Origin of the sequence: Photobacterium damselae subsp. damselae, assembly GCF_038086725.1 — a bacterium.
GTDB classification, from domain to species: domain Bacteria; phylum Pseudomonadota; class Gammaproteobacteria; order Enterobacterales; family Vibrionaceae; genus Photobacterium; species Photobacterium damselae.
Genome location: NZ_CP146970.1, coordinates 84,479 through 101,636 on the forward strand (window position 1 = coordinate 84,479; position 17,158 = coordinate 101,636).

6 protein-coding genes, 5 tRNA genes and 7 rRNA genes are annotated in these 17,158 nt (G+C 48.8%); 16 read left to right on the forward strand and 2 right to left on the reverse strand.

Going from position 1 to position 17,158, the window contains the following annotated elements:
* Window position 1 precedes the first annotated feature (1 nt).
* Entirely contained in the window at window positions 2-487 is a 486-nt protein-coding gene (gene purE, locus WAX86_RS00395) for a 5-(carboxyamino)imidazole ribonucleotide mutase (RefSeq protein ID WP_138241220.1), read from the reverse strand.
* Window positions 488-679: 192 nt separating this feature from the next.
* Here purE and WAX86_RS00400 point away from each other — a divergent pair, with 192 nt between their 5' ends.
* The 4 genes from WAX86_RS00400 to WAX86_RS00415 are packed head-to-tail and all read left to right on the forward strand — an operon-like array spanning window position 680 to window position 3,261.
* Window positions 680-1,237, forward strand: coding sequence for an L-threonylcarbamoyladenylate synthase (locus WAX86_RS00400; protein ID WP_044178827.1), 558 nt, complete (start codon window positions 680-682; stop codon window positions 1,235-1,237).
* A gap of 3 nt (window positions 1,238-1,240) precedes the next feature.
* Window positions 1,241-2,152, forward strand: coding sequence for an oxygen-dependent coproporphyrinogen oxidase (gene hemF, locus WAX86_RS00405; protein WP_341488977.1), 912 nt, complete (start codon window positions 1,241-1,243; stop codon window positions 2,150-2,152).
* An 8-nt stretch (window positions 2,153-2,160) separates the two neighbouring features.
* Window positions 2,161-2,988 (forward strand): shikimate dehydrogenase, encoded by an 828-nt coding sequence (gene aroE / locus WAX86_RS00410; protein ID WP_341488978.1) that lies wholly within the window; start codon window positions 2,161-2,163, stop codon window positions 2,986-2,988.
* A 6-nt stretch (window positions 2,989-2,994) separates the two neighbouring features.
* Entirely contained in the window at window positions 2,995-3,261 is a 267-nt protein-coding gene (locus tag WAX86_RS00415) for a DUF1488 domain-containing protein (protein ID WP_044178838.1), read from the forward strand.
* On the opposite strand, the gene WAX86_RS00420 is transcribed toward WAX86_RS00415, so the two are convergent.
* Window positions 3,251-3,802 carry a gamma carbonic anhydrase family protein gene (locus WAX86_RS00420; protein WP_237034948.1) on the reverse strand — a complete coding sequence of 184 codons (552 nt, stop codon included), beginning with the start codon at window positions 3,800-3,802 and terminating at the stop codon, window positions 3,251-3,253. The two genes, WAX86_RS00415 and WAX86_RS00420, sit on opposite strands and share 11 nt — an antisense overlap.
* 382 nt (window positions 3,803-4,184) lie before the next feature.
* Here WAX86_RS00420 and WAX86_RS00425 point away from each other — a divergent pair.
* From WAX86_RS00425 to WAX86_RS00480, 12 genes are all read left to right on the forward strand, one after another.
* Window positions 4,185-5,736 (forward strand): 16S ribosomal RNA (locus tag WAX86_RS00425).
* 296 nt (window positions 5,737-6,032) lie between these two features.
* Window positions 6,033-8,925 (forward strand): 23S ribosomal RNA (locus WAX86_RS00430).
* Between the two features lie 160 nt (window positions 8,926-9,085).
* Window positions 9,086-9,201: ribosomal RNA gene (gene rrf / locus WAX86_RS00435) — 5S ribosomal RNA — on the forward strand.
* Between the two features lie 387 nt (window positions 9,202-9,588).
* Window positions 9,589-11,140, forward strand: a 16S ribosomal RNA gene (locus WAX86_RS00440).
* A 71-nt stretch (window positions 11,141-11,211) separates the two neighbouring features.
* A tRNA-Ile gene (locus WAX86_RS00445) sits at window positions 11,212-11,288 on the forward strand.
* Window positions 11,289-11,332: 44 nt separating this feature from the next.
* A tRNA-Ala gene (locus tag WAX86_RS00450) sits at window positions 11,333-11,408 on the forward strand.
* A 236-nt stretch (window positions 11,409-11,644) separates the two neighbouring features.
* Window positions 11,645-14,538 (forward strand): 23S ribosomal RNA (locus WAX86_RS00455).
* A 159-nt stretch (window positions 14,539-14,697) separates the two neighbouring features.
* Window positions 14,698-14,813: ribosomal RNA gene (rrf, locus tag WAX86_RS00460) — 5S ribosomal RNA — on the forward strand.
* Between the two features lie 386 nt (window positions 14,814-15,199).
* Window positions 15,200-16,751, forward strand: a 16S ribosomal RNA gene (locus WAX86_RS00465).
* Together the 16S, 23S and 5S rRNA genes with 5 tRNA genes alongside form the textbook arrangement of a ribosomal RNA operon.
* Before the next feature lie 98 nt (window positions 16,752-16,849).
* Window positions 16,850-16,925 (forward strand) — tRNA-Glu (locus WAX86_RS00470).
* A 1-nt stretch (window position 16,926) separates the two neighbouring features.
* Window positions 16,927-17,002, forward strand: a tRNA-Lys gene (locus WAX86_RS00475).
* A gap of 29 nt (window positions 17,003-17,031) precedes the next feature.
* Window positions 17,032-17,107, forward strand: a tRNA-Val gene (locus WAX86_RS00480).
* Window positions 17,108-17,158 lie beyond the last annotated feature (51 nt).

A 17,158-nucleotide genomic window follows, 5' to 3' on the forward strand; every position in this document is an offset into this window, starting at 1 on the left:
GTTACTCCAGACTAGGATCGGGTTGACTAAGAACAGTATCGGTTTGTTGTTGACGAAACGCTTCGATAGCAAGGCGAACTTCTTCATTAGATGTTGCAATGATCTGAGCGGCTAATAGTCCTGCATTTGCAGCTCCCGCTTCGCCAATAGCAAGAGTGCCAACAGCAATACCTTTTGGCATTTGAACAATAGAAAGAAGTGAATCAAGCCCCTTTAAGGCGCGAGATTGAACCGGAACACCCAGTACTGGCAATGAAGTATATGCAGCTGTCATCCCTGGCAAATGAGCGGCTCCGCCAGCACCAGCAATGATAACGGTGATACCTCTTTGCTGCGCGTTTTGAGCGTATTCAGCCAATAAGTGTGGAGTTCGATGAGCAGACACAACCTTGGTCTCGTATTCGACATTAAACCGCTCTAACATTTCAGCAGCATGTTGCATTGTTGGCCAGTCTGACTGTGAGCCCATGATGATCCCAACTTTCATTGTGTTCTCCTTGAAATAGGTATAAAGCGACCGATATCGGCATTATACGGTGCTTTTTCGCTAAGGAAAACGTTTGCGTCAGGGTTTTGCATCGAATTTAATTCCTGCATAGCTATGACAATAGGGACTGGGTAAGATAAGCACTTCAAACTGAAACTAAACAGATAACAGTAAAAAAGAGAAGAGGCCGTTGTGGATAATTTTGCTCAAGTCGTAGCCGCTCTCCAACAAGGAGAAGTGATTGGCTATCCAACAGAAGCGGTATTTGGGGTTGGTTGCGATCCTGATAGCGAACAAGCCGTACACAAACTTTTAGCATTAAAGCAGCGCCCAATAGAGAAGGGCTTAATTTTAATTGCTGCGGATTATGATCAGTTATTAGCTTATGTTGATGAAAGTCAGTTGACGACCAACCAACTTGAGCAGATAAAAAATAGCTGGCCAGGGCCTGTAACCTGGGTGATGCCAACGAAACCGTCGGTCCCTAAATTTTTAACTGGCCAATTTGAGACTATTGCCGTAAGGGTCAGTGATCACCCTTTAGTTCAACAACTGTGTCGTCAGTTTGGTAAACCAATAACTTCAACGAGCGCTAATTTAACAGGACAAGAACCTGGGCGTACCTATCAAGACGTTGAAGCGCAGTTGGGGCAGTATTTAGCGGCTATCTTACAAGGCGAAGTGGGTGGTCGTGATAATCCATCTGAAATCCGCGATGCACAAACGGGTAAAGTATTTCGACAAGGGTAATATATGGCCTTTATAGATAAAGAAGCGGTGAAAATCTTTTTGCTGCAGTTACAAGATCAAATTTGTCGCGCTCTTGAACAACAAGATGGTGTTGCACAGTTTGAGCAAGATGATTGGCAACGAGAACAAGGTGGTGGCGGTCGTACGCGAGTATTACGTCATGGTCAGGTATTTGAACAAGCCGGAGTGAATTTCTCTCATGTATTTGGCGTTGAAATGCCTGCATCGGCAACGGCTCATCGACCTGAATTAGCAGGGCGACGATTTGAAGCTATGGGGGTATCGTTAGTGATTCATCCTCATAATCCTTATGTACCAACGTCCCATGCTAATGTCCGTTTCTTTATCGCTGAAAAAGAGGGGGAAGCACCTGTTTGGTGGTTTGGTGGCGGCTTTGATTTAACGCCGTTTTACCCTTTTGCTGAAGATTGTCTTCATTGGCACCAAATAGCCCATCAGCTTTGCCAACCATTCGGTGACGCTGTGTATTCCCAACATAAGGCTTGGTGTGATCGTTACTTTTTCTTACCCCACCGCAACGAAACCCGTGGTATTGGTGGATTGTTCTTTGATGATTTAAATCAATGGGAGTTTGATAAGTGCTTTGCTTATATCCAAGCGGTAGGGCAAGGTTATTTAGATGCTTATCTACCGATTGTCGAAAAGCGAAAATCTCATTGCTTTGGCGAGCGTGAGCGTCAATTTCAACTGTATCGTCGCGGTCGCTATGTGGAATTTAATTTAGTATATGATCGCGGAACGCTCTTTGGTTTACAAAGTGGAGGCCGTACGGAGTCGATTCTTATGTCGATGCCACCATTAGCTCGGTGGGAATACGATTATCAGGTTGAACCCAATAGTGCAGAAGCTGAGCTTTATCAATATTATCTCAAACCTCGGAATTGGATTGAATAGGATTTCTTATGGATAAGTACGCAGTTTTTGGTCATCCCATTGCACAGAGTAAATCCCCTTATATTCATACTTTATTTGCCCGCCAAACAGGTCAGAAAATGAGTTATGAAGCGATATTAGCGCCCTTAGACGGATTTCAAACAGCATTAGACGATTTTCTGGCTGCCGGAGGTCGAGGCTGTAACATCACTGTTCCTTTTAAAGAGCAAGCTTATCGCGTCGCAACCCAACTGACAGAACGTGCACGTTTAGCAGGAGCGGTGAATACACTTAAATTATTAGATGATGGTGTATTACTGGGAGATAACACTGATGGTGAGGGGTTGGTACAGGACTTATTGGCTCATCAAGTAACGCTTGAAAATCAGCGAATTCTATTAATTGGGGCTGGAGGCGCTGCTCGCGGGGTTATTTTGCCGCTATTGGCACAAAATCCCCAACAATTGGTCATCGCCAATCGTACTTATGATAAAGCTCAAGCCTTAGCGGATACATTTGCCACTTTTGGTAATATTGCGGCAATGGACAATGAAACGTTAGCATTGCAAGATGGGTTTGACGTTGTGATAAATTCTACATCAGCCAGTTTGTCGGGCTCTGTGCCTGATGTGCCAACTTCTGTTATTACTCATCATTCGTGTTGTTACGATATGGTTTATGGTGCTCAACCAACAGCTTTTAATAACTGGACAAGTACGCTGGGTGCAAGCAAAAACCTAGATGGACTTGGTATGTTAGTTGGTCAAGCCGCTGAGAGCTTTATGCTGTGGCGTGGGTTACGACCTGGGGCGAAGCAAGTTCAACGAGAATTACGCCGCTCATTACAAGGTAAATAGTAGAAAATGAATCAAGATATTTTATTTGCAGATATTCAGCTATGGGACAGTGTGCGCCAAGCCGTTAATTTCCCAGCTCAGCAGGCCGGTGCTTTAATTACGTGCTGGGTATCTTTAGCTTGGCTACAACAACATTCTCCTAATCTAGAGTTAGCCAATAAAGAGATAATATTGGCTCGTTTTGCTGAACTGCGCTTTGATCTTGAAGAAATCGCAGAAGAGATGATTGAAGATGAACGTTTTGATGAGTGCGGCGATATCATTATTGGTTAAGTTGATATTCATCTTTTAAACGAACATAGTTGTTTGCCGAGAGAGTCAATGAGGATTTCTCGGCATCACTTAATTGTCTAACTTGTCTGATAGGATTGCCTAAGTAAAGATAACCCGACAGTAAATGTTTATTGGGCGGTATAACACTGCCTGCTCCAATAATGATCTCATCTTCAATGATTGCACCGTCTAAAATAATGGTGCCCATGCCGATTAATACTCGATTTCCTATTGTGCATCCATGCAACATGGCTTTGTGTCCAACCGTTACTTGTTCTCCTATTAATAGAGGAAAACCATTTGGGTATTGCGGTGATGGTCGACTGACATGTAAAACCGCCCCATCTTGAATATTGCTCTCTCGCCCTATCTTTATATAGTTCACATCTCCGCGAATAACGACTTGAGGCCAAATGCTACAATGTGGCGCCAGTTCAACTTGGCCAATAACGGTAGCTGATGGGTCGATATAGGTATTTTTACTGATCTTTGGCTGATAATTTTGGTATTGGCGAATGTCTGCTTGAGTTGTAAATGTCATTTTTGTTCCTAAATGAAATGGAAGTTATTAATTTTACGCTGTTCTTTACAACCAAACTGATCTTTTTGTGGTTTATTTGTTCGCTTGGCAAGAAAAGCTAAGTTTTTTGCAAAAATACCCTTGCCAATGTGATCGAAGTCTCTATAATGCGACCTCACTGACACGGACAACAGCGCAAGCGGTTACCGAAAGTCAGTATTGTTCTTTAACAATTTGACCATGCAATCTGTGTGGGCACTCGTGAAATGATTTAGTCTAAAAGATTTAATCAATGAAACTGAGTGACCAAGTGATACGTAAGTATCAGCACAGTCAATTCATTCATCATTTATGATGAATTAACAGTATTCATTGAGCCGTATCGTTAGATACAACAAAACTTTAATTGAAGAGTTTGATCATGGCTCAGATTGAACGCTGGCGGCAGGCCTAACACATGCAAGTCGAGCGGCAGCGACTTAACTGAACCTTCGGGGAACGTTAAGGGCGGCGAGCGGCGGACGGGTGAGTAATGCCTGGGAATATGCCCTGATGTGGGGGATAACTATTGGAAACGATAGCTAATACCGCATAATCTCTTCGGAGCAAAGAGGGGGACCTTCGGGCCTCTCGCGTCAGGATTAGCCCAGGTGGGATTAGCTTGTTGGTGAGGTAATGGCTCACCAAGGCTACGATCCCTAGCTGGTCTGAGAGGATGATCAGCCACACTGGAACTGAGACACGGTCCAGACTCCTACGGGAGGCAGCAGTGGGGAATATTGCACAATGGGGGAAACCCTGATGCAGCCATGCCGCGTGTGTGAAGAAGGCCTTCGGGTTGTAAAGCACTTTCAGTAGGGAGGAAGGTAGTGTAGTTAACACCTGCATTATTTGACGTTACCTACAGAAGAAGCACCGGCTAACTCCGTGCCAGCAGCCGCGGTAATACGGAGGGTGCGAGCGTTAATCGGAATTACTGGGCGTAAAGCGCATGCAGGCGGCCTGTTAAGTCAGATGTGAAAGCCCGGGGCTTAACCTCGGAATTGCATTTGAAACTGGCAGGCTAGAGTCTTGTAGAGGGGGGTAGAATTTCAGGTGTAGCGGTGAAATGCGTAGAGATCTGAAGGAATACCAGTGGCGAAGGCGGCCCCCTGGACAAAGACTGACGCTCAGATGCGAAAGCGTGGGGAGCAAACAGGATTAGATACCCTGGTAGTCCACGCCGTAAACGATGTCTACTTGGAGGTTGTGGCCTTGAGCCGTGGCTTTCGGAGCTAACGCGTTAAGTAGACCGCCTGGGGAGTACGGTCGCAAGATTAAAACTCAAATGAATTGACGGGGGCCCGCACAAGCGGTGGAGCATGTGGTTTAATTCGATGCAACGCGAAGAACCTTACCTACTCTTGACATCCAGAGAAACTTGAAGAGATTCGAGTGTGCCTTCGGGAACTCTGAGACAGGTGCTGCATGGCTGTCGTCAGCTCGTGTTGTGAAATGTTGGGTTAAGTCCCGCAACGAGCGCAACCCTTATCCTTGTTTGCCAGCACTTCGGGTGGGAACTCCAGGGAGACTGCCGGTGATAAACCGGAGGAAGGTGGGGACGACGTCAAGTCATCATGGCCCTTACGAGTAGGGCTACACACGTGCTACAATGGCATATACAGAGGGCAGCAAGACCGCGAGGTGGAGCGAATCCCAGAAAGTATGTCGTAGTCCGGATCGGAGTCTGCAACTCGACTCCGTGAAGTCGGAATCGCTAGTAATCGTGGATCAGAATGCCACGGTGAATACGTTCCCGGGCCTTGTACACACCGCCCGTCACACCATGGGAGTGGGCTGCACCAGAAGTAGATAGCTTAACCTTCGGGAGGGCGTTTACCACGGTGTGGTTCATGACTGGGGTGAAGTCGTAACAAGGTAGCCCTAGGGGAACCTGGGGCTGGATCACCTCCTTACAAAAAAGACTGCGCTTTACGCAGTGTCCACACAGATTGCTTGGTGAAATGGTTTTAGAAATAGCAAAAGTGCTAATGAATAACATAAGTTATTGATTAACGCTTTTGCGTTATGCTCTTTAACAATCTGGAAAGCTGACTAGTAAATTCAATCGAATGATTGATTTATTTTAAGTTTTTATCGAAAGATAAAAACGAGTTCTCAAAACAAACACATTCAAGTGTCTTGTGTAAGAGTCCGGCGAAAACATAAAAACCTTGGTTGTTGAGCCATACGAAACCTCTTGGGGTTGTATGGTTAAGTGACTAAGCGTACACGGTGGATGCCTGGGCAGTCAGAGGCGATGAAGGACGTACTAACTTGCGATAAGCGTAGATGAGGCAGTAAGAGCCACTTGAGTCTACGATTTCCGAATGGGGAAACCCAGCTGCATAAGCAGTTATCTCAATGTGAATTCATAGCATTGTGAGGCGAACCGGGGGAACTGAAACATCTAAGTACCCCGAGGAAGAGAAATCAACCGAGATTCCGGCAGTAGCGGCGAGCGAAACCGGATTAGCCCTTAAGCTAATCTTGCGTTAGGTGAACATGCTGGAAAGCATGGCAATAAAGGGTGATAGCCCCGTAACCAACAGCGCATTATCAGTGAAATCGAGTAGGACGGGACACGTGTTATCCTGTCTGAATATGGGGGGACCATCCTCCAAGGCTAAATACTCCTGACTGACCGATAGTGAACCAGTACCGTGAGGGAAAGGCGAAAAGTACCCCTGTGAGGGGAGTGAAATAGAACCTGAAACCGTGTACGTACAAGCAGTAGGAGCAGGCTTGTCCTGTGACTGCGTACCTTTTGTATAATGGGTCAGCGACTTAATTTTAGTAGCAAGGTTAACCATCTAGGGGAGCCGTAGGGAAACCGAGTCTTAACTGGGCGTCATAGTTGCTAGGATTAGACCCGAAACCGAGTGATCTAGCCATGGGCAGGTTGAAGATTGAGTAACATCAATTGGAGGACCGAACCGACTAATGTTGAAAAATTAGCGGATGACTTGTGGCTAGGGGTGAAAGGCCAATCAAACTCGGAGATAGCTGGTTCTCCCCGAAAGCTATTTAGGTAGCGCCTCGGACGAATACTACTGGGGGTAGAGCACTGTTAAGGCTAGGGGGTCATCCCGACTTACCAACCCTTTGCAAACTCCGAATACCAGTAAGTACTATCCGGGAGACACACGGCGGGTGCTAACGTCCGTCGTGAAGAGGGAAACAACCCAGACCGCCAGCTAAGGTCCCAAAGTTATAGCTAAGTGGGAAACGATGTGGGAAGGCTCAGACAGCCAGGATGTTGGCTTAGAAGCAGCCATCATTTAAAGAAAGCGTAATAGCTCACTGGTCGAGTCGGCCTGCGCGGAAGATTTAACGGGGCTAAGCTATACACCGAAGCTGCGGCAATGTGCTTATGCACATTGGGTAGGGGAGCGTTCTGTAAGCCGTTGAAGGTGCATTGTAAAGTGTGCTGGAGGTATCAGAAGTGCGAATGCTGACATGAGTAACGACAAAGGGAGTGAAAAACTCCCTCGCCGGAAGACCAAGGGTTCCTGTCCAACGTTAATCGGGGCAGGGTGAGTCGACCCCTAAGGCGAGGCCGAAAGGCGTAGTCGATGGGAAACGGGTTAATATTCCCGTACTTCTTACTATTGCGATGGGGGGACGGAGAAGGCTAGGTGAGCCTGGCGACGGTTGTCCAGGTCCAAGTACGTAGGTGGATGAATTAGGCAAATCCGGTTCATCATTAACACTGAGATACGATGTCGAGCTACTACGGTAGCGAAGTCATTGATGCCATGCTTCCGGGAAAAGCCTCTAAGCTTCAGATAGTAAGAAATCGTACCCCAAACCGACACAGGTGGTCGGGTAGAGAATACCAAGGCGCTTGAGAGAACTCGGGTGAAGGAACTAGGCAAAATGGTACCGTAACTTCGGGAGAAGGTACGCTCTTAACGGTGAAGTCCCTCGCGGATGGAGCTGTCGAGAGTCGCAGATACCAGGTGGCTGCAACTGTTTATTAAAAACACAGCACTGTGCAAAATCGAAAGATGACGTATACGGTGTGACGCCTGCCCGGTGCCGGAAGGTTAATTGATGGGGTTAGACGTAAGTCGAAGCTCTTGATCGAAGCCCCGGTAAACGGCGGCCGTAACTATAACGGTCCTAAGGTAGCGAAATTCCTTGTCGGGTAAGTTCCGACCTGCACGAATGGCGTAATGATGGCCACGCTGTCTCCACCCGAGACTCAGTGAAATTGAAATCGCTGTGAAGATGCAGCGTACCCGCGGCTAGACGGAAAGACCCCGTGAACCTTTACTACAGCTTGGCACTGAACATTGACCCTACATGTGTAGGATAGGTGGGAGACTTTGAAACGCAGACGCCAGTTTGCGTGGAGTCGTCCTTGAAATACCACCCTTGTAGTGTTGATGTTCTAACTTGGCCCCATCATCTGGGGTGAGGACAGTGCCTGGTGGGTAGTTTGACTGGGGCGGTCTCCTCCCAAAGAGTAACGGAGGAGCACGAAGGTGGGCTAATCACGGTCGGACATCGTGAGGTTAGTGCAATGGCATAAGCCCGCTTAACTGCGAGAATGACGGTTCGAGCAGGTGCGAAAGCAGGTCATAGTGATCCGGTGGTTCTGTATGGAAGGGCCATCGCTCAACGGATAAAAGGTACTCCGGGGATAACAGGCTGATACCGCCCAAGAGTTCATATCGACGGCGGTGTTTGGCACCTCGATGTCGGCTCATCACATCCTGGGGCTGAAGTCGGTCCCAAGGGTATGGCTGTTCGCCATTTAAAGTGGTACGCGAGCTGGGTTTAGAACGTCGTGAGACAGTTCGGTCCCTATCTGCCGTGGGCGTTGGATGATTGAGAGGGGCTGCTCCTAGTACGAGAGGACCGGAGTGGACGAACCTCTGGTGTTCGGGTTGTGTCGCCAGACGCATTGCCCGGTAGCTAAGTTCGGAATCGATAACCGCTGAAAGCATCTAAGCGGGAAGCGAGCCTCAAGATGAGTCATCCCTGATACTTTAAGTATCCTAAAGGGTTGTTGGAGACTACGACGTAGATAGGCAGGGTGTGTAAGCGCTGTGAGGCGTTGAGCTAACCTGTACTAATTGCCCGTGAGGCTTAACCATACAACACCCAAGGGGTTTTATCGGACTCCACAAACACTTGAATGTAAGTTTGAGACCGCGAGAATCGAGTTATCGAGTATCGCGATAGTCAGTTTTTAAGATTGTAACGTTAGGAGTCTCGTATCGAGAAATCTCGACACTCGTAACGAAAAAGAATTTGCTTGGCGACCTTAGCGATGTGGTCCCACCTGAATCCATGCCGAACTCAGAAGTGAAACGCAGCAGCGCCGATGGTAGTGTGGGGTCTCCCCATGTGAGAGTAGGACATCGCCAAGCGCCCATTTTGAAAGCCCGCTTTGCTGAGCGGGCTTTTATTTCGCTCCCACTGATTGGAATGTGAGCGACGTCAATATAAGGTTTTTACTTTTTAATCACTTGGTGAAAAAGTTGAAAATTTTATCTTGACTGAATATCAGAAAAGCGTATTATACGCCACCTGACTTGCTGAAGCATAAAACGCTAAGGCATTGAATAGTCAACGTTCTTTAACAATTTGACCATGCAATCTGTGTGGGCACTCGTGAAATGATTTAGTCTAAAAGATTTAATCAATGAAACTGAGTGACCAAATTGATACTTCGGTATCAGCACAGTCAATTCATTCATCATTTATGATGAATTAACAGTATTCATTGAGCCGTATCGTTAGATACAACAAAACTTTAATTGAAGAGTTTGATCATGGCTCAGATTGAACGCTGGCGGCAGGCCTAACACATGCAAGTCGAGCGGCAGCGACTTAACTGAACCTTCGGGGAACGTTAAGGGCGGCGAGCGGCGGACGGGTGAGTAATGCCTGGGAATATGCCCTGATGTGGGGGATAACTATTGGAAACGATAGCTAATACCGCATAATCTCTTCGGAGCAAAGAGGGGGACCTTCGGGCCTCTCGCGTCAGGATTAGCCCAGGTGGGATTAGCTTGTTGGTGAGGTAATGGCTCACCAAGGCAACGATCCCTAGCTGGTCTGAGAGGATGATCAGCCACACTGGAACTGAGACACGGTCCAGACTCCTACGGGAGGCAGCAGTGGGGAATATTGCACAATGGGGGAAACCCTGATGCAGCCATGCCGCGTGTGTGAAGAAGGCCTTCGGGTTGTAAAGCACTTTCAGTAGGGAGGAAGGTAGTGTAGTTAACACCTGCATTATTTGACGTTACCTACAGAAGAAGCACCGGCTAACTCCGTGCCAGCAGCCGCGGTAATACGGAGGGTGCGAGCGTTAATCGGAATTACTGGGCGTAAAGCGCATGCAGGCGGCCTGTTAAGTCAGATGTGAAAGCCCGGGGCTTAACCTCGGAATTGCATTTGAAACTGGCAGGCTAGAGTCTTGTAGAGGGGGGTAGAATTTCAGGTGTAGCGGTGAAATGCGTAGAGATCTGAAGGAATACCAGTGGCGAAGGCGGCCCCCTGGACAAAGACTGACGCTCAGATGCGAAAGCGTGGGGAGCAAACAGGATTAGATACCCTGGTAGTCCACGCCGTAAACGATGTCTACTTGGAGGTTGTGGCCTTGAGCCGTGGCTTTCGGAGCTAACGCGTTAAGTAGACCGCCTGGGGAGTACGGTCGCAAGATTAAAACTCAAATGAATTGACGGGGGCCCGCACAAGCGGTGGAGCATGTGGTTTAATTCGATGCAACGCGAAGAACCTTACCTACTCTTGACATCCAGAGAAGCTTGAAGAGATTCGAGTGTGCCTTCGGGAACTCTGAGACAGGTGCTGCATGGCTGTCGTCAGCTCGTGTTGTGAAATGTTGGGTTAAGTCCCGCAACGAGCGCAACCCTTATCCTTGTTTGCCAGCACTTCGGGTGGGAACTCCAGGGAGACTGCCGGTGATAAACCGGAGGAAGGTGGGGACGACGTCAAGTCATCATGGCCCTTACGAGTAGGGCTACACACGTGCTACAATGGCATATACAGAGGGCAGCAAGACCGCGAGGTGGAGCGAATCCCAGAAAGTATGTCGTAGTCCGGATCGGAGTCTGCAACTCGACTCCGTGAAGTCGGAATCGCTAGTAATCGTGGATCAGAATGCCACGGTGAATACGTTCCCGGGCCTTGTACACACCGCCCGTCACACCATGGGAGTGGGCTGCACCAGAAGTAGATAGCTTAACCTTCGGGAGGGCGTTTACCACGGTGTGGTTCATGACTGGGGTGAAGTCGTAACAAGGTAGCCCTAGGGGAACCTGGGGCTGGATCACCTCCTTACAAAAAAGACTGCGCTTTACGCAGTGTCCACACAGATTGCTTGGTTAATAGTAAAGAACGCAAAAAGACTTGGGTCTGTAGCTCAGGTGGTTAGAGCGCACCCCTGATAAGGGTGAGGTCGGTGGTTCGAGTCCACTCAGACCCACCACTTTCTCTCCCAGAGAAAGTGATGGTTAAGTCTTTTGTTTCGATGGGGTTATAGCTCAGCTGGGAGAGCGCCTGCCTTGCACGCAGGAGGTCTGCGGTTCGATCCCGCATAGCTCCACCACTTCTTAAACACACTACCGAGTGTCTTTAAGAAGTGGTTCGAAAGAAACACAATGCTCTTTAACAATCTGGAAAGCTGACTAGTAAATTCAATCGAATGATTGATTTATTTTAAGTTTTTATCGAAAGATAAAAACGAGTTCTCAAAACAAACACATTCAAGTGTCTTGTGTAAGAGTCCGGCGAAAACATAAAAACCTTGGTTGTTGAGCCATACGAAACCTCTTGGGGTTGTATGGTTAAGTGACTAAGCGTACACGGTGGATGCCTGGGCAGTCAGAGGCGATGAAGGACGTACTAACTTGCGATAAGCGTAGATGAGGCAGTAAGAGCCACTTGAGTCTACGATTTCCGAATGGGGAAACCCAACTGCATAAGCAGTTATCTCAATGTGAATTCATAGCATTGTGAGGCGAACCGGGGGAACTGAAACATCTAAGTACCCCGAGGAAGAGAAATCAACCGAGATTCCGGCAGTAGCGGCGAGCGAAACCGGATTAGCCCTTAAGCTAATCTTGCGTTAGGTGAACATGCTGGAAAGCATGGCAATAAAGGGTGATAGCCCCGTAACCAACAGCGCATTATCAGTGAAATCGAGTAGGACGGGACACGTGTTATCCTGTCTGAATATGGGGGGACCATCCTCCAAGGCTAAATACTCCTGACTGACCGATAGTGAACCAGTACCGTGAGGGAAAGGCGAAAAGTACCCCTGTGAGGGGAGTGAAATAGAACCTGAAACCGTGTACGTACAAGCAGTAGGAGCAGGCCTAGTCCTGTGACTGCGTACCTTTTGTATAATGGGTCAGCGACTTAATTTTAGTAGCAAGGTTAACCATCTAGGGGAGCCGTAGGGAAACCGAGTCTTAACTGGGCGTCATAGTTGCTAGGATTAGACCCGAAACCGAGTGATCTAGCCATGGGCAGGTTGAAGATTGAGTAACATCAATTGGAGGACCGAACCGACTAATGTTGAAAAATTAGCGGATGACTTGTGGCTAGGGGTGAAAGGCCAATCAAACTCGGAGATAGCTGGTTCTCCCCGAAAGCTATTTAGGTAGCGCCTCGGACGAATACTACTGGGGGTAGAGCACTGTTAAGGCTAGGGGGTCATCCCGACTTACCAACCCTTTGCAAACTCCGAATACCAGTAAGTACTATCCGGGAGACACACGGCGGGTGCTAACGTCCGTCGTGAAGAGGGAAACAACCCAGACCGCCAGCTAAGGTCCCAAAGTTATAGCTAAGTGGGAAACGATGTGGGAAGGCTCAGACAGCCAGGATGTTGGCTTAGAAGCAGCCATCATTTAAAGAAAGCGTAATAGCTCACTGGTCGAGTCGGCCTGCGCGGAAGATTTAACGGGGCTAAGCTATACACCGAAGCTGCGGCAATGTGCTTATGCACATTGGGTAGGGGAGCGTTCTGTAAGCCGTTGAAGGTGCATTGTAAAGTGTGCTGGAGGTATCAGAAGTGCGAATGCTGACATGAGTAACGACAAAGGGAGTGAAAAACTCCCTCGCCGGAAGACCAAGGGTTCCTGTCCAACGTTAATCGGGGCAGGGTGAGTCGACCCCTAAGGCGAGGCCGAAAGGCGTAGTCGATGGGAAACGGGTTAATATTCCCGTACTTCTTACTATTGCGATGGGGGGACGGAGAAGGCTAGGTGAGCCTGGCGACGGTTGTCCAGGTCCAAGTACGTAGGTGGATGAATTAGGCAAATCCGGTTCATCATTAACACTGAGATACGATGTCGAGCTACTACGGTAGCGAAGTCATTGATGCCATGCTTCCGGGAAAAGCCTCTAAGCTTCAGATAGTAAGAAATCGTACCCCAAACCGACACAGGTGGTCGGGTAGAGAATACCAAGGCGCTTGAGAGAACTCGGGTGAAGGAACTAGGCAAAATGGTACCGTAACTTCGGGAGAAGGTACGCTCTTAACGGTGAAGTCCCTCGCGGATGGAGCTGTCGAGAGTCGCAGATACCAGGTGGCTGCAACTGTTTATTAAAAACACAGCACTGTGCAAAATCGAAAGATGACGTATACGGTGTGACGCCTGCCCGGTGCCGGAAGGTTAATTGATGGGGTTAGACGTAAGTCGAAGCTCTTGATCGAAGCCCCGGTAAACGGCGGCCGTAACTATAACGGTCCTAAGGTAGCGAAATTCCTTGTCGGGTAAGTTCCGACCTGCACGAATGGCGTAATGATGGCCACGCTGTCTCCACCCGAGACTCAGTGAAATTGAAATCGCTGTGAAGATGCAGCGTACCCGCGGCTAGACGGAAAGACCCCGTGAACCTTTACTACAGCTTGGCACTGAACATTGACCCTACATGTGTAGGATAGGTGGGAGACTTTGAAACGCAGACGCCAGTTTGCGTGGAGTCGTCCTTGAAATACCACCCTTGTAGTGTTGATGTTCTAACTTGGCCCCATCATCTGGGGTGAGGACAGTGCCTGGTGGGTAGTTTGACTGGGGCGGTCTCCTCCCAAAGAGTAACGGAGGAGCACGAAGGTGGGCTAATCACGGTCGGACATCGTGAGGTTAGTGCAATGGCATAAGCCCGCTTAACTGCGAGAATGACGGTTCGAGCAGGTGCGAAAGCAGGTCATAGTGATCCGGTGGTTCTGTATGGAAGGGCCATCGCTCAACGGATAAAAGGTACTCCGGGGATAACAGGCTGATACCGCCCAAGAGTTCATATCGACGGCGGTGTTTGGCACCTCGATGTCGGCTCATCACATCCTGGGGCTGAAGTCGGTCCCAAGGGTATGGCTGTTCGCCATTTAAAGTGGTACGCGAGCTGGGTTTAGAACGTCGTGAGACAGTTCGGTCCCTATCTGCCGTGGGCGTTGGATGATTGAGAGGGGCTGCTCCTAGTACGAGAGGACCGGAGTGGACGAACCTCTGGTGTTCGGGTTGTGTCGCCAGACGCATTGCCCGGTAGCTAAGTTCGGAATCGATAACCGCTGAAAGCATCTAAGCGGGAAGCGAGCCTCAAGATGAGTCATCCCTGATACTTTAAGTATCCTAAAGGGTTGTTGGAGACTACGACGTAGATAGGCAGGGTGTGTAAGCGCTGTGAGGCGTTGAGCTAACCTGTACTAATTGCCCGTGAGGCTTAACCATACAACACCCAAGGGGTTTTATCGGACTCCACAAACACTTGAATGTAAGTTTGAGACGCGAGAATCGAGTTATCGAGTATCGCGATAGTCAGTTTTTAAGATTGTAACGTTAGGAGTCTCGTATCGAGAAATCTCGACACTCGTAACGAAAAAGAATTTGCTTGGCGACCTTAGCGCTGTGGTCCCACCTGAATCCATGCCGAACTCAGAAGTGAAACGCAGCAGCGCCGATGGTAGTGTGGGGTCTCCCCATGTGAGAGTAGGACATCGCCAAGCGCCCATTTTGAAAGCCCGCTTTGCTGAGCGGGCTTTTATTTCGCTCCAACTGATTGGAATGTGAGCGACGTCAATATAAGGTTTTTACTTTTTAACCACTTAGTGAAAAAGTTGAAAATTTTATCTTGACTGAATATCAGAAAAGCGTATTATACGCCACCTGACTTGCTGAAGCGCAAAACGCTAAGGCATTGAATAGTCAACGTTCTTTAACAATTTGACCATGCAATCTGTGTGGGCACTCGTGAAATGATTTAGTCTAAAAGATTTAATCAATGAAACTGAGTGACCAAGTGATACGTAAGTATCAGCACAGTCAATTCATTCATCATTTATGATGAATTAACAGTATTCATTGAGCCGTATCGTTAGATACAACAAAACTTTAATTGAAGAGTTTGATCATGGCTCAGATTGAACGCTGGCGGCAGGCCTAACACATGCAAGTCGAGCGGCAGCGACTTAACTGAACCTTCGGGGAACGTTAAGGGCGGCGAGCGGCGGACGGGTGAGTAATGCCTGGGAATATGCCCTGATGTGGGGGATAACTATTGGAAACGATAGCTAATACCGCATAATCTCTTCGGAGCAAAGAGGGGGACCTTCGGGCCTCTCGCGTCAGGATTAGCCCAGGTGGGATTAGCTTGTTGGTGAGGTAATGGCTCACCAAGGCTACGATCCCTAGCTGGTCTGAGAGGATGATCAGCCACACTGGAACTGAGACACGGTCCAGACTCCTACGGGAGGCAGCAGTGGGGAATATTGCACAATGGGGGAAACCCTGATGCAGCCATGCCGCGTGTGTGAAGAAGGCCTTCGGGTTGTAAAGCACTTTCAGTAGGGAGGAAGGTAGTGTAGTTAACACCTGCACTATTTGACGTTACCTACAGAAGAAGCACCGGCTAACTCCGTGCCAGCAGCCGCGGTAATACGGAGGGTGCGAGCGTTAATCGGAATTACTGGGCGTAAAGCGCATGCAGGCGGCCTGTTAAGTCAGATGTGAAAGCCCGGGGCTTAACCTCGGAATTGCATTTGAAACTGGCAGGCTAGAGTCTTGTAGAGGGGGGTAGAATTTCAGGTGTAGCGGTGAAATGCGTAGAGATCTGAAGGAATACCAGTGGCGAAGGCGGCCCCCTGGACAAAGACTGACGCTCAGATGCGAAAGCGTGGGGAGCAAACAGGATTAGATACCCTGGTAGTCCACGCCGTAAACGATGTCTACTTGGAGGTTGTGGCCTTGAGCCGTGGCTTTCGGAGCTAACGCGTTAAGTAGACCGCCTGGGGAGTACGGTCGCAAGATTAAAACTCAAATGAATTGACGGGGGCCCGCACAAGCGGTGGAGCATGTGGTTTAATTCGATGCAACGCGAAGAACCTTACCTACTCTTGACATCCAGAGAAGCTTGAAGAGATTCGAGTGTGCCTTCGGGAACTCTGAGACAGGTGCTGCATGGCTGTCGTCAGCTCGTGTTGTGAAATGTTGGGTTAAGTCCCGCAACGAGCGCAACCCTTATCCTTGTTTGCCAGCACTTCGGGTGGGAACTCCAGGGAGACTGCCGGTGATAAACCGGAGGAAGGTGGGGACGACGTCAAGTCATCATGGCCCTTACGAGTAGGGCTACACACGTGCTACAATGGCATATACAGAGGGCAGCAAGACCGCGAGGTGGAGCGAATCCCAGAAAGTATGTCGTAGTCCGGATCGGAGTCTGCAACTCGACTCCGTGAAGTCGGAATCGCTAGTAATCGTGGATCAGAATGCCACGGTGAATACGTTCCCGGGCCTTGTACACACCGCCCGTCACACCATGGGAGTGGGCTGCACCAGAAGTAGATAGCTTAACCTTCGGGAGGGCGTTTACCACGGTGTGGTTCATGACTGGGGTGAAGTCGTAACAAGGTAGCCCTAGGGGAACCTGGGGCTGGATCACCTCCTTACAAAAAAGACTGCGCTTTGCGTAGTGTCCACACAGATTGCTTGGTTGAAATGTAAAAGAGCCACTTAGTGTTGCCCAACAACATTAAGTACGAACAGTGTCCCGTTCGTCTAGAGGCCTAGGACACCGCCCTTTCACGGCGGTAACAGGGGTTCGACTCCCCTACGGGACGCCACGGGTCGTTAGCTCAGTTGGTAGAGCAGTTGACTTTTAATCAATTGGTCGCAGGTTCGAATCCTGCACGACCCACCATCTTCTCCTCGAAGATGTAAAACTTCGGAGGGCGATTAGCTCAGTTGGGAGAGCACCTCCCTTACAAGGAGGGGGTCACTGGTTCGAGCCCGGTATCGCCCACCACTCTTTAAGCACTCTTTTGAGAGTTTTTAAAAAGTGGTTCGAAAGAAACAC

What these genes read in the sequence shown, in the direction of transcription:
- WAX86_RS00415 (WP_044178838.1), top strand. Translation starts at nt 2,995, where the DNA reads ATGAATCAAGATATTTTATTTGCAGATATTCAGCTATGGGACAGTGTG.
- WAX86_RS00420 (WP_237034948.1), bottom strand. Translation starts at nt 3,802, where the DNA reads ATGACATTTACAACTCAAGCAGACATTCGCCAATACCAAAATTATCAG.
- aroE (WP_341488978.1), top strand. Translation starts at nt 2,161, where the DNA reads ATGGATAAGTACGCAGTTTTTGGTCATCCCATTGCACAGAGTAAATCC.
- purE (WP_138241220.1), bottom strand. Translation starts at nt 487, where the DNA reads ATGAAAGTTGGGATCATCATGGGCTCACAGTCAGACTGGCCAACAATG.
- hemF (WP_341488977.1), top strand. Translation starts at nt 1,241, where the DNA reads ATGGCCTTTATAGATAAAGAAGCGGTGAAAATCTTTTTGCTGCAGTTA.